Below are 13,697 nucleotides of genomic sequence, written 5' to 3'. Positions count from 1 at the left end.
CCAGATTTACAATCCTCGACATTGACGCCGCGACCGCTAAAGAATTGGGAACAGCCCTGAGCACTTGGGCTGATCAATCTTAAGGGGATAATTTCATGACCTATGAGATCAAACCTTTACCAGGCGGCCTAGGTGTTGAGGTCATTGGGCTTGATCTTGCAGTATCGATTGATACAGAAACCGCTGATGAAATTAACCGCGCTTTCGTTGAGAACGTCGTGCTTGTCTTTCGCGGGCAAGACATCACGGTTCACCAATTCCTGGAAGCTGCCAAAATACTTGGCGACCCGATGGAGCAATATCTTTCGCAATACAAAGTGCCGGAATGCCCCATCGTCTCCTACGTTTCAAACCAAGTAAAAACCGACACCGGAGCGCCGAAACTCTTGGGCCAAGCCTGGCATACCGACCAATCCTTTAATCCGACACCGCCGAAGGCGACAATGCTGCATGGGGTTGTGCTTCCGAAACAAGGTGGCAACACCTGCTTCGCGAATATGCGTCAGGCTTACGAAGGACTTTCCGATACTCTGAAGGCACGTATTGACACCCTCCAAGCCGTCCATGCCTACCGTGAAAGCCGTGAAGGATTGTCCGCAGAAGATCGACGTGCCGAAGAAGATTCGGAAGACGGCGTCACCCACCCGGTCGTTCGCACGCTTGAAGAAATAGGTGCCAAGGCGATCTACATAAACCCCCTTCGCATCAAACGCTTTGTCGGACTTTCAGCGGATGAGAGCACGTCTTTGCTCGAAGAACTCACTGAGCACGCGACCCGTGACCGGTACGTCTATTGCCATCCCTGGCAAAAAGGCGACATCGTGATTTGGGACAATCGCCAGTCCATGCACCGGGTCCTACACAATTACGATCTGAGCGAGAAGCGGTTGATGCACCGAATTGTCTTAGAAGGCAGTGCTCCGCATTAACTTTCGACCACGCAGGCCGAAACGAGCTCTCGGATGCTGGTCAGTTCATCAAGACGTTCCACCAAGTCGATAATTTGATCCGCCTGTTGCTCTGGCATGGCGAGGACCGCGTTCTCCTTGAATTTTTGTTTGATATCAGCAGGGCTCATAGGGTTGCTCTTGCTGCCCCAATTATCTTCGACAACGCGTTCGACAATTCGCCCGTCCGTCATTTCAATTTTGACCCAGCCTTTGAAGTGACGGCTTGAGGGTGCGTCTGGATCGATCATGTATTCCACTTTATCCACTTGGGCCAGCAGATCAGGATTTTTAATATTCTCTTCCGAGCACGCTTCCACACCCAAACGCCCAAAATACAAAGCCGCCCCCAGCGAATATTGCAGACTAAACCGACCGTGGTAGTCAGTTTGAGGCCGCGTTTTCATATCAGCAGGTTCACAGCAGATTGAGATCATATACTCAGCAATGGGGCAGATAATTTTCTTAACGTTGTCCGGTCGCACGCCCTCCTCTCGATAAAGATGAAGCAATGCATCCAGGAACGGATGAACGATATGAACACACGGGTAAGGCTTAAATGATGTGTTCAAAAGCTCCCATTCCTTGCCAATGCCGGCAGTCACGCGTTCAAAGTCAAATTCGCTGATATCCACCTGCGCGTGGCTTCGGTAAACACCGTTGCGACCTTCAAGAACGGTCGCGGGACCGGTAAGGCCATTTTTTGCGAGATGGGCTGCGACAATCCCAGAGTGAGCGGCCCAGCCAGGATGCATGGATTTTACCAATGTGCCGTCTGCAAAATGTTCCATTAGTCCACTTGCTTGGCTTCCTGTTAGCCCCATGGTGTCTTTGAGGTGCTTCTCGCTGAGCCCCATCATGCGACCGGCAACTTGTCCCGCCGCCAAGGTGCCCCAAACTGATGTCGGGTGAAATCCGAGTTTCAATAGAGGTATTGGCGATCCAAGCCCGATCCGGGCGGAAACCTCATTGCCGGCGGCAACATAGGTCAGAAATTCTTGACCACTGATGTTCATTTGTTCGCCAAGCGATAGCGCCGTCGTCGCAACAGGCCCCGTAATATGATTAACGGTTTCATTATGGGTATCGTCATAGTCCAGCGCGTGGCTCATACCGCCATTTGCAATCGTCGCCCACATTGGCGATGTGGTATCGCCGAATCCCAGGATTGTTGCGCCACTTCCACCGCCCATTTCAACCACGCCGTCGCGAAATGATTTACCAACCGGCATCGAATAGGCCGCAAGGATAAGCCCAAGGTAGTCCAGGACCCTGAGCTTGGTATCCTCAATAACCTCTTCGGGGATATCCGTGTGCTTTACATCAATGATCCAACTGGCAAACTGTTCGCTGAGCGTAGACATGGGGAAAATCCTTTAGTATCAGTCAAATAAATCGCCGCTAAATCGCGAATTCAGTATACGAAAGCCAATTTGCATACCATACTACGCTGAGTTTAGGACGAGAGTTTGGGTATTATGGAGCATCAGACACGCCTATCTCAAAGCTTAATTTGGAGGGAATAGGTCTTGTTGATGCCATATTATTTTAACATTATATGGCACAATGAAATGTAGCCTGATACGGTTAGGTAACTTGCAAGGCCCCGTTGATAAGAGGGCATGAATTTTTAAACGGGATTTATCCCACAGAAACAGGAACTTAGGGAGGAAATAAGATGCGTAAGCTTGTAACTTCAGTACTTGTCGGCGGTGGTTTGATTGTATCGGCCGCTGCGACACCAACCCCCGCATACAGCGCGGATCAATATACATTCGCCGTTGGCTCACTTGGCGGAACCTTCGGGCGCCTTGGTGCCGGACTTGTTGAAATATTTAATCAGAAGCAAGAAAAATCGAAGTTTAGCGTCGTTCCCGGCGGCGGTAAATCCAATCCTGCTCGGATTGGCAGCCTTGGTGCGGACATGGGATTTTCGTTCGGCAATTTGATTAAGAATGCCCGGGCCGGCCAGAGCCCTTACAAGAAAGCCTATGCAAATCTTCGTATGGTGGCCAATTTTTATGACTCTTGCTATCACCAATATGCCGCGAAAGAGTTGGTCGACGGTGGTGTCAAAACGGTTGATGACATCGTCGCGTCGAAAACTCCCATTAAAATTAGTGTGGGCAAAAAAGGCACCAGCACGGAATATATCGCCAGCCTCATGATGAAGCATCTTGGCACCAACTACAAAGCCTTGGAAAAGCGCGGATATAAAATTGTGTTTGCCGGCGTTAGTGCCAGTTCACGGCAGATTCGTTCTCGTGGCATCGACTTTTATTTCCATAACTCAGGCATCCCCAATGCCGGTGGAATTCAAGCTCACCTGTCTCGGGACTTAAAATTCCTTGCAATGTCCGACGGTACGAAAAAAGCATTGATGAATGCCGGTTTCGCAAAGTGTGTTATTCCTGGCGGCATTTACAAAGGTGCGCCGGGTGAAACCCATTCTGTGGGGACCAATGGCGTTGTCATCGCAACGGAGAAAACACCGACCGATTTGGTCTACAACTTTCTTAAGATCACCCATGGAAATCCGAAGTTCCTTCACAATGTCCACAAGATCTTCAAAAAATGGACAAAGAAGAAAGCCTCGGTTGATCTGGGCATTCCCAAGCATCCGGGCGCGATCAAGTACTACAAAGAAGCAGGCCTGATGTAGGAATATATCGATCTGTAATTGACTGCTAATACATCCCCCGCGTAGACACGACGTATGTCTGCGCGGGGGAAACTTTTGACGGGACGGGATACCGGCATGAGCGACGAAATCAGCCAAACACATATGATCATTCGAAAAGACAAGAGTCCGGTGGACTACTTGGTCACGATCATTTCGGTAATAATGTGTATTTGGCATCTGCACTTGGCATTTGGAGGTGGATATGAGTCCACATTCCAGCGTGCCACGACCTATCTGATCGGTATGTCCTTGGTCTTTTTGGTCTTTAGGGACCGTGACGAAACAGGCTGGCGCGCTGGTCTCTCTGCTGTCATTTTCATTGCGGCTGTAGCAGCGTTTGCCTATCCCATTCTTAATCTTGACTATTTCCTGGACCGTTTATTCCTTGTTGATCCGACGAAACCGGAGGACTTATTTTTTGGCTCTATCGCCCTGTTGCTCACATGGGAAGCATCCCGGCGGACGATCAACACCGCACTGCCTCTGATTTCTTTTACCTTTGTGGCCTATACTTATTTTGGGCCGTATTTCCCGTGGGATTTGCAGCATAAGGGGGCAACGTTCGAGAGAATAATCGATCATCAGTATATGACGACCGACGGACTTTATACGCTGCCGATTGGCGTGTTTTCTGTATTTATCTTTTTATTCGTTTTATTCGGCTCGTGTCTGGAGCGCATGGGATCTGCCGATTTTTATGTGAAACTTTCAATTGCGACTGCAGGACGGCTTCGCGGCGGCCCCGCCAAAGCTGCAATTTTCGCCAGCGGTCTCACCGGGTCCATCACCGGTAGCGTGAACGCGAACGTCGCGACGACGGGCCCGTTTACAATTCCGTTGATGAAGAAGACAGGCTTTAAGCCCGAGATCGCGGCAGGTATTGAAACAGCAGCATCCACGGGGGGGCAGATTATGCCGCCAATTATGGGGGTCTCTGCTTTTCTAATCGTTGAGTTCACAGGAATCTCATACTGGGAAGTGGTCAAGGTTTCGATCCTGCCAGCTGCGCTTTATTTCCTCTCAGTCTACACCGTTGTCCATCTTGAAGCCCGCAAGGGCGGCGTAAGAGGATTGCCGGCGGACGAAGTGCCGGCGGTTTGGCCGATCATGAAGGAGGGGTGGTACCATCTACTGCCACCGGTCCTCATCATGGCCATGATCATGACCGGACGGCCGGTTCCTCAAGCGGGCCTCGTCGGTATTTTCAGCGTTGTTTTAATCGCCACAATTAAGGGTGCATATGATTTCTACAAGTCCCCCCCTACCGGAGGAGCGACTTCAAGTGCCCTTATCGATTTAATTAAATATGGCCTTTGGAATACCTTAGAGGCGATGGAGTCAGGGGCGCGGCGCTCACTGCCCATTCTAGCTGCAGTTGGCTCCGTAGGCTTAATCATGGGCGTCTTGTACCAGACAGGCCTCGGTCAGAAATTCGCCTCCCTGGTAATTACCCTAAGTTACGGAAATCTGTTCCTTGGTATCTGCGTTGTCGGCATCGCCTCATTCGTACTTGGCATGGGTTTGCCGACCAGTGCAGCCTATATCGTGCTCTCCGTGATGGCGGTTCCTGCATTGCTGGAGCTTGGCGAGCCGTATGCGCTTTCGCTGATTGCGGCGCACCTCATCGTGTTCTGGTTCAGCCTGGACAGTTCGTTCACACCGCCAGTGTGTGTGCCCGCCTATACGGCCGCTGGTATTGCGGGTGCCCTACCCAATAAGGCAGCGTGGGCTGCGTTCCGGACGGCGAAAGGCATGTATGTCGTGCCGATGATGTTTGCCTTCACACCACTGCTGCTACTCAATCAACCCATTGCGCTTCTCGAAACAATGGTGTCTGCCATACTCGGCTTCTTGTCGATGGGTGTGGTGATTGTTGGCTTCCTGTATGTGCGCGCAAGTGCCCTGGAACGATGGATTCTGGCAGCGGCGAGCCTTGGGATGTTCTGGCCTCATTGGATCACACACATCGCTGGTGCATTGGTTTTCTTGGTCGTGTATCTCTCACAGCGCCAGCGCTATATCAAAGAACACGGATCAGCACCTACCCGCGCCTAGTCGAACCGAGTATCGACCACTTCGTCGTAGGGAACATCGCGCTTGATAAAGCTATTGGACAGAAGACCTGCGCGCAGTCTTTCCAAGCCTATTTCGCTCAGAACCGGTGTTTGGTTCCAAAGTCCCGCATTTTTGTATCTGGCAATTGCAGATGCCAAACACACTGGGTCATCGTCCGGAAAATAGGGCGTGATCGCTTTTACAATTTCATTTGGTGTTACTTCTTGCACCCAACCTAACGTATGAGCTATTGCCGCATACATGCCACCAAGCTCATCCTGGCGGTCATCCAACATACTGCGCTTGGCGTAGAAAGTCGTGTAAGAACAAGGGCCTCTGCTGGCGCCCTCGAACCAAATGTGACCGTGTCCGCCGTCTACAAGAATTTGAGCATACGGCTCCAACACCTGTACCGCGTCAAGATCACCCGATTTAAAGGCACTTATATTGTCGGTAATGGATTGGTCACTCACGCGGTTCAGCGATGCGGGGTCGATACCCTCACGTCGAAGGTCTTCTTGCAGGCAATTCCAAGGCGTTGGGGGCTCTATGAAATTAGCGAAGCGAATGTTCACAAGATCAGACAGTTCAAAATTTGGATTTGGCTCTTGGCCCAAAATTAAGAACGGGTCTTTCCCAACCACCTCACAAAAGGAAACAAGTTCGCTGTCAGGGTTTTGATCGTGGTCGAGCAGCACCCGCATTGGCCCCCCCCACGTAACAGCGTCAGCACCGTCAACCACCGCTTGCCCGCCGGACCCAGAGCCTTCCATGAGCGCAAACTCAACATCGACGCCCTTATCTTTGTAGGCACCAATCTCAAAAGCAGCGTAATAGGGCGCATAGAACAGGGCGCGGAAATTCTCGAACAGCTTGATACTCATTATTTATCCTTAAGCCCCGACATGGATTGACTCACGCTGCGGGGGTCCCGATTACGAAATTGTCCCGATTCAACGGCAGTGATAAATTCCTGAACCAACCGATTGAATAGCGCCGGTTCTTCCAAATTAATGGCATGGCCAGATTGTGGAAATACAGCCAGCCACGAAGACGGGATCGTCCGCTTCATCATGATGTTTGGATCAAGACATGGCTCATCCTCATCACCGGTCATGATGAAGGCGGGAACGGTCATCTTCGCCATTCCATCCTGGAGATCGTAAACTGAGGGGCGTTTGCCCTGCACTCCCAAGAAGGTATTGGCGCAACCAAGTGGGGAATGTTCATTGAAGCGTTTTACAAAGGCCGCGAAACCACGCGGGTCCTTATTCTCAAACTGGACGCGGGTCGGGCCGTAGGCGTAGAAGGCACTGACCTTTTCCATGCCTTCGTCGAGAAATTTCTGAGCAATGGCAGAAGTCTCCGCTTTCCATGATTCTTTGTCGTCGGAAGCGCCGTAACCGCACCCGGCAATCACCACCGAATGCGCCATTTCCGGAAATTCCAGTCCAAAATGTAGCGACGCAAACCCGCCTTGGCTGAGACCGACAATATGCGCTTTCTCAATCCCAAGATGTTTTAGCACATCACGTACATCCTCAGTCGCGCGAAGCTGACTGTATTGATCCGGTGATTCAGGAACGTCCGAGGGCGGAAAGCCGCGGGCATTAAAGGCGATGCACCTGTAATTGCGGGAGAAATAGCTCATTTGGGTTTCCCACGTCCGCAAATCATCGGCGAACTCGTGGATGAAGATGATCGGCGTGCCCGCCCCTACCTCTTCATAATAAAGCTTCACATTATCGTCGGTTACAGCATAAGGCATCGTCACCTCCCTGATTGAATTTTCCCAAGACCACTCTGATTAGATTTTCCTGAGTGTCGCGGATTTTTTATCGCAGAGCAATCACTGGCTCATCGACTGCATGGATTTGTGACCAAATCAAAATTAAAATATAATCGGAACAGGCTGTAGAAGAGCGATAACCCAACAAGGAATTTGACCATGAAGTACACTGATATTCTCGTCGACTTTACGGTAGATACTCAATTCAGCGACATTCCGGCAGAAGCCCTTCGCGTCGCCCGCGAGGCAACGTTTGATTGTATCGGTGTGACCCTGGCGGGCGCGCTTGAGCCGTGTGGCAAAATTGGTGCGGATTGGGCGCGGGCATCGGCCGGCGCAGGTGTAAGCACGGTCTGGGGACATGGCTTTAAAACCTCACCTGATCACGCTGCCTTGGTTAATGGCACCGCCGCCCACGCACTTGATTATGACGATGTGACCTGGGGCTTGGTCGGCCACCCAAGTGTGTCCCTGGTACCTGCTACCGTAGCGCTGGGCGAACTCATCGGAGCATCGGGCAAGGATGTATTGCAGGCCTATGTTATCGGCTTTGAGGTGATGGCCAAAATCGGTCGCACCGTCCAGCCCGTGCATTCCCTTGAAGGACGTTGGCATGCCACCAGCACGATTGGTACATTTGGCGCAACGGCGGCGTGCTGCCGGCTTCTTGGTCTAACAAAGGAACAAACAGGTTATGCGCTTGGTATCGCATTTTCGATGTCCAGCGGCAGCGTCAGTAACTTCGGCACCATGACCAAACCGATGCATGCGGGCCTGGCCGCGCGCAACGGCATTGAGGCTGCACAATGGGCGCAATTGGGCTTCACTTCAGTCCCGGACCCGTTTGACGGTCATACAACTTTTCAGAACACCTATTCTCGCGACTTACCGTGTGATATGAGCCCGATTGAAGAAATCGGCAAGGAGTATGAACTGGTCACACGAGCAGTCGTGATTAAGCCGCAGCCGTGTTGCGTGTCGTCGCATACTGGGATTGATGCCGCAAAACGACTCCGAGAAGAAGAAAACGTCGGCCTCGCCGATATCGAGAAAATCGACATCGGTGTCGTCAACTATACCTCGGACAAGCTTTCCTATACCCGTCCGACAACAGGGCTCGAAGGCAAATTCTCAATGCAATACACGGTGGCGAGGATGATCCAGGATGGCGTCCTTACCTTGGATAGCTTTTCCGATGAAGCGGTGAACGATGCGAAGATCCAGGAGTTCATTCCACGTATTGAAATGTATCACGATGAAGCGGCTGAAAAAGCATGGCGGATCGGCAGCCGCCCTGCCGATATGCATGTCACCCTGAAAGACGGTCGGAAGATTCAAAAGCTTGTGAAGATTTCTAAGGGAAATAAGGAAGTCCCCCTGACCCCAGATGAGCTTCGTCATAAATTCCGCGACTGTGCCTCATACTGCTTAGATGATGCTACCGTCGAAAAAACCATTGAGATGATCGAGAACATTGAAGCCCTCGAAAATATTTCGGACTTAGCAGACGCACTTTCGCATGGCCCGGCCCCAATCGTTAACGCGGCGGAATAAGGTTTATGGCGTTGCAGACTCTGCAATTGCTGCGGCTGATGCCAGATTAAGCGTATCGCGGCACGTTGCGATCATGTGTTCGACACCCGCGTCACCTAGAATGGGGGCACACTGCACCTTGGTCTTGGTATCGATGTCGGAGTCTGACATTGGGTTATCCTTGCTGCCGATGGCGTGCTCGATAAACGTGTTTAAGACACGCCCGTCCTCGAGTGTGATGGTGATATCGATCTGATCCTGTTCAATGCCGGGCTCAATGCTTGCGCGAACTCGACTGCGAAGGGCGACGACATCAGGGTCGTTGACCGTCTCATTGGTATATTCCGCTATTCCCGCCCGACCACGTTCCAGCGCCACGGCTGCCGAATGGAAAATACTGAACCTGGCCTCGAGATCCGTCGTCGGTTCTTTGTTGCCTGTTAGCTCCAAAACAAGTCGGTGGACCTTCAACTCAACGCTTTTAATTTCTTCCGATTTAAAGTCGTGGACGTTCTTCAACTGTAGGCAGCCATCCAAAACAGGGTGGATCACAACACCACAAGGGAATGGCTTGTAACTGTTCGTGGCCAATTCAAAACTGTCCCCCAAACCTTCGGTAATTTTGGCGAAATCCTGTTTTGTTGATAGGACATTGGCAAAGCCGCGGGGCGCTTCAATGATCCCTTCGGAACTGGTGAAGCCACTTTTTGCCAGCAATGCGGCACTGAGACCATTTTTTGCCGCATGACCGACATGGAAGGGTTTACACATCGTACCAAATACATCCCTGAGCCCAGACGCCTGGGTTGCGGCAATGCCAAAGGCAAAACACATTTCTTGAACGGAAAGACCTAATAATCTGCCTGCCGCTGCGGCCGACCCAAACACGCCCGCCGTCCCAGTAATGTGCCAGCCGACATCGTAATGTTCAGGATGGATCGCATTGCCAATCCGGCATTCGGTCTCAATACCCAGAATCATAGCATGCAGGAAATCAGGCCCGGTTACTAATCGATGTTCGGCCAACGCCAAAATCGCGCCCAGAACAGGACCAGAAGGATGGATCGCTGTTTTTAGGTGAGTGTCGTCGAAATCATCAACATGACTGGTCGTCCCGTTTAGGAAGGCCGCCGTCAAAATGTCGGTCTTTATATCTCGCCCCAAAATTGAAGCTTGCGGCGCACCGGCGAAGGGGCCGAGTGCGGCCCAGGCTACATCCAGTGTTTCGTGCCCTGATCCGCCGACAGCGCACCCTATCCAATTAACCATCGCAGTGATGGCTTTGGCCTTAATATCAGCCGGAATAGCCTCAAATTTAGCTTCCAAAACGTAGCTTGCCAGTGTCCGCGTCACGCCTTCTGCGGAATTAGTCTCAACCATTCTCAACGCTCCGATAGAAATTTCCCGTGTGTCAAATTGGAACGGCACTATAAGTGCGGGGTCAGGACATTGCAAAACCCGCCCCAATCCTTTCATACTTACCCTAGAGACGTTTTCAGGGGGCTTCATGCAGCGTTTTCTTGTTCTTCTCTTTGTAGCAATCGTGGTTATATCCTTTGTCTCCAGTGCAATGGCGCAAAGCTTTGGCGATCTTCGGCTTGATCGTCAGGCGGCCGAGAAAATTGCTTCGAAAGCTTCAAGAGACGGTGCTGTTCGGCTGATTGTCATGGTGGGGAGCCCCGCCGAAACCCGATCAATCGACAGGGCCGCGACCGCCCTCGATCCCAATAACGTTATTAATCTCGTCGCCCAATCGCAGAACCGAGCGATTGCTGATAGCGGCACTGGCGTCATAAACCTCAACGATTTGGTCAGGTTCAAGTACACCCCAGCCATGGCGATTACCGTAAGGGCGTCGCAATTTAGAGAAGTGATGGAGTCTGGTTCGTTCAGCGCGGTCTATGAAGATTACATCCTCCGACCGAGCCTCAGAACATCGGTGCCGCTGATTGGCGGAAAGACTTTGGAAGCCAAGGGTGCCACCGGTAAGGGACAAGTCGTCGCCATTCTGGATTCAGGTGTTGCATCCAATCACCCTTTCCTAAAAGGCAAAGTTGTTGGCGAAGCTTGCTTTGGCACCAAACAAACAGGACCGGTTGAAATCGTTCCATTCTGCCCTGACGGCAAGACCGAAGCTTTCGGCCCCGGAAGTGGAGAGCCCTGTACGGTCGAAGGGTGTGGTCATGGCACCCATGTCGCTGGAATTGTCGCCGGTAAGGGGGCGTCGTTCTCAGGCGTCGCTCCCGATGCTAAATTACTAGCCGTCCAGGTTTTCTCTAAAGCAAATAATGATCCCGCATGCGACGCGCCCTGCCTATCGAGCAGCCTTTCCGATGTTATAAGAGGCATCGAGTGGGTTTTCGAACAGCGAAATTCCTTCAAAATTGCCGCCGTCAATATGAGCCTGGGCATGGGCACATTCTCTGAATCCTGCGGCGCGGCGAGTCCGCCGGGGGCATCAGTAATTGAGCTTCTCCGCAAGGCTAATATTGCGCCTGTAATTGCCAGCGGAAATAACTCATACGCCGCTGGCATAAGTCTACCCGCGTGTCTGGAAGGGGCGATCAGCGTCGGGGCTTCGACTTATAATGACACTGTCGCCGCATTTTCAAACAGTGCAAAATTTCTAAGCCTGCTAGCACCAGGGATGAGCATTTCCGCTGCGCAAAAGGGCGGTATTTATTCATCCATTCCCGGTGCTCAGTTTATCAACATGCCGGGAACATCAATGGCGGCACCCCATGTCGCCGGGGCCTTTGCCGCAATGCGATCGGTTAGCCCAGCCGCGACCATCGATCAAATTTTGATTACGCTTCAAAAGACTGGCAAACAAATTACCGACCAGCGAAATGGTGTTACAGTCTCACGCATCCAGATAGATCGTGCCGTTGCTGCCATTTCCACGAAGTCGCCTGATCAAGTCGAAAATATAGGCGGCGTTAGGATATACGACGACCGAACACCGGATCGTGGGAAAATAAAATGGTAGCGATGGGCTAACATCTCGCAGCCGCCAAACTTGCCCCTCTTATAAAAGCGAGAGGAATTCTTTTACCACTTGTATCCCCCACCACGACGTTCTTTCTCGCGTCGGCGGATATTCTTATTGCGGAGCGAGAACTTGTTGCCTTGGAATTTTATGGTGTAGTCCAGGTCCAGTTCCTCCATCATTTTCTCCAGGTTGCGGCGCAGCTTTGCCGTTCGGATGGTGGACTCGTACCAGAATTCGACATACTTGGTCATCGACGTCGTCGGGCGATGGTCGATGTAGCCAGAGAAGATTGTCAGGTATTCTTCAATTTCGCGGATGTCACGACGGTCAAATCCTTCAAACGTTATTGAATATCCTTTTTCCAGCGCAGAGTCCCTACGACCGCCGCTGAATCCACGTCCGCCACCGCCATCAACCAGATATGTTAGCCTTTCGGTCAAGACGGAACTCATGCCAGTTGCAATCCGCCGGGCGTCACGCCCCACGGCCTCTAACAAACAGTCACGGCGGATACCCTTTCCGTCGGGAAAGCAGCGATTAGGCAGCGACCAGCGATCAGGTAGTTCTTCTTCCCAGTTGCCAATTCGACGGCCATCGTGGACGCTCAACAACCGACCAACGATGCGAAGATGTAAATCGTTGGAATATGTCTTGCGATCAACATTCGCATAGACCGTAAAAAAGACCACGACATCGATCGGCGGTTTGCGGATGCTTTTGGCAATATCGATCAATTCAGCATCAGTGCGTCGGGTGCGTCCCTGTTTATGGGTATCCAGGGTCACGGCAGTCTCGTCATAAACTTTGAAGCGTTGCTGGTCGAGTTGGGTCACAACGGCATTGAGAATGCGCGTGGAAATTCGGCTGTTGCGTGCGACACCGTCCGCATCAGCATCTTCTGCCATAATGAGAATATTTGGATCGTCCCCGGCAAGCGTCGGCAAAGGTGCCATTGCAAGGCCGAGATAGGCCAATCCGGCGCCGATAGCAATCGTGAATCGAGACATGACTTTCTCCTTAAAATAAAATCGTATGTCGTTGTGATTAAACGCGAATATTCTCAATAAAGATGTCGTTCCCGCGACTTCTAATTCTATTAGGACTGAAGGTAACTGTCGATGTCAAATCAGTTCGGAACAAATTGGAATCAATTGCGTGCGATACGACATTTAACAGTTCCGCGCCCCTCTCAACATATCATTGGCCGAACATGGCATTTTGGATTTCGTCTGGGAAGCTTTTCGAGGTTGGGCCCTATTTCCCACTGAAACATTCCGACCCGTAGCAACTCCGCCAACAACCTTTGCCCGAAAAATTCCTCGCCCATGGGTTGCGGCCAATAGTGTATCATTTCCGACCCAAACCAATTCTTCAATCGACACCGTGCCGGGACCGTCGTTCTTGGTCGACCACGATTTCCCGCCGTTCTCGCTGGTATACAGACCGACCTCCGTTCCTGCGTAAAGCCATTGCGGATTTTTGGGATGACGGGCGAGGCCTCGGATCGGGACTTCGGGAAGTTTCCCTGAGATATCTCGCCACGTACCACCGCCATCTTCGGTCAAATAAAGGTTATCTCGCGTATATCCACCGAATGCGACCAAGACCCGGCGATGGTTGTCCTTATCTATCAGGATCCGGTTCACTGTGCGCTTTGGACCAATATTCACTTCCGTCCATTTTTGTCCGCCATTCGTT

11 protein-coding genes are annotated in these 13,697 nt (G+C 51.6%); 5 read left to right on the top strand and 6 right to left on the bottom strand.

The annotated features are described in order from the left end of the window. Nucleotides 1-95 precede the first annotated feature (95 nt). Nucleotides 96-929 carry a TauD/TfdA family dioxygenase gene (locus HOM51_08235; protein ID MBT5034495.1) on the top strand — a complete coding sequence of 278 codons (834 nt, stop codon included), beginning with the start codon at nucleotides 96-98 and terminating at the stop codon, nucleotides 927-929. On the opposite strand, the gene HOM51_08230 is transcribed toward HOM51_08235, so the two are convergent. Continuing rightward, entirely contained in the window at nucleotides 926-2,311 is a 1,386-nt protein-coding gene (locus HOM51_08230) for an MmgE/PrpD family protein (protein ID MBT5034494.1), read from the bottom strand. The two genes, HOM51_08235 and HOM51_08230, sit on opposite strands and share 4 nt — an antisense overlap. Nucleotides 2,312-2,625: 314 nt before the next feature. Here HOM51_08230 and HOM51_08225 point away from each other — a divergent pair, with 314 nt between their 5' ends. Then, nucleotides 2,626-3,609 (top strand): TAXI family TRAP transporter solute-binding subunit, encoded by a 984-nt coding sequence (locus tag HOM51_08225; GenBank protein ID MBT5034493.1) that lies wholly within the window; start codon nucleotides 2,626-2,628, stop codon nucleotides 3,607-3,609. A gap of 96 nt (nucleotides 3,610-3,705) precedes the next feature. Next, nucleotides 3,706-5,685, top strand: a complete 1,980-nt coding sequence (locus HOM51_08220) for a TRAP transporter fused permease subunit (GenBank protein MBT5034492.1) — start codon at nucleotides 3,706-3,708, stop codon at nucleotides 5,683-5,685. Here HOM51_08220 and HOM51_08215 read toward each other — a convergent pair. Next, on the bottom strand, nucleotides 5,682-6,569 hold the full coding sequence (locus tag HOM51_08215; GenBank protein MBT5034491.1) for an ABC transporter substrate-binding protein: 888 nt from the start codon (nucleotides 6,567-6,569) through the stop codon (nucleotides 5,682-5,684). The two genes, HOM51_08220 and HOM51_08215, sit on opposite strands and share 4 nt — an antisense overlap. After that, the gene (locus HOM51_08210; GenBank protein MBT5034490.1) at nucleotides 6,569-7,453 is read right to left on the bottom strand and encodes an alpha/beta fold hydrolase; all 885 of its coding nucleotides are present in this window, start codon (nucleotides 7,451-7,453) and stop codon (nucleotides 6,569-6,571) included. Before HOM51_08210 ends, HOM51_08215 begins: the two co-directional genes overlap by 1 nt. Nucleotides 7,454-7,633: 180 nt before the next feature. Here HOM51_08210 and HOM51_08205 point away from each other — a divergent pair, with 180 nt between their 5' ends. After that, nucleotides 7,634-9,028 (top strand): MmgE/PrpD family protein, encoded by a 1,395-nt coding sequence (locus HOM51_08205; protein MBT5034489.1) that lies wholly within the window; start codon nucleotides 7,634-7,636, stop codon nucleotides 9,026-9,028. Between the two features lie 3 nt (nucleotides 9,029-9,031). Here HOM51_08205 and HOM51_08200 read toward each other — a convergent pair whose 3' ends face one another. Next, nucleotides 9,032-10,387, bottom strand: a complete 1,356-nt coding sequence (locus tag HOM51_08200) for an MmgE/PrpD family protein (protein MBT5034488.1) — start codon at nucleotides 10,385-10,387, stop codon at nucleotides 9,032-9,034. A gap of 127 nt (nucleotides 10,388-10,514) precedes the next feature. On the opposite strand from HOM51_08200, the gene HOM51_08195 reads away from it, so the two are divergent. After that, nucleotides 10,515-11,996 (top strand): S8 family serine peptidase, encoded by a 1,482-nt coding sequence (locus HOM51_08195; protein MBT5034487.1) that lies wholly within the window; start codon nucleotides 10,515-10,517, stop codon nucleotides 11,994-11,996. A 62-nt stretch (nucleotides 11,997-12,058) separates the two neighbouring features. Here HOM51_08195 and HOM51_08190 read toward each other — a convergent pair whose 3' ends face one another. Both HOM51_08190 and HOM51_08185 read right to left on the bottom strand, forming a co-directional pair. After that, the gene (locus HOM51_08190) at nucleotides 12,059-13,006 is read right to left on the bottom strand and encodes a hypothetical protein (protein ID MBT5034486.1); all 948 of its coding nucleotides are present in this window, start codon (nucleotides 13,004-13,006) and stop codon (nucleotides 12,059-12,061) included. Nucleotides 13,007-13,168: 162 nt separating this feature from the next. After that, a partial coding sequence (locus tag HOM51_08185) for a hypothetical protein (GenBank protein ID MBT5034485.1) occupies nucleotides 13,169-13,697 on the bottom strand: 529 nt, incomplete at its 5' end.

It is taken from the genome of Rhodospirillaceae bacterium, from assembly GCA_018660465.1.
In the GTDB taxonomy this organism is placed as follows: Bacteria; Pseudomonadota; Alphaproteobacteria; order Rhodospirillales; family JABJKH01; genus JABJKH01.
Note: the sequence above shows the minus strand (reverse complement) of the source record. Positions and strands in the feature narration are given on the sequence as shown.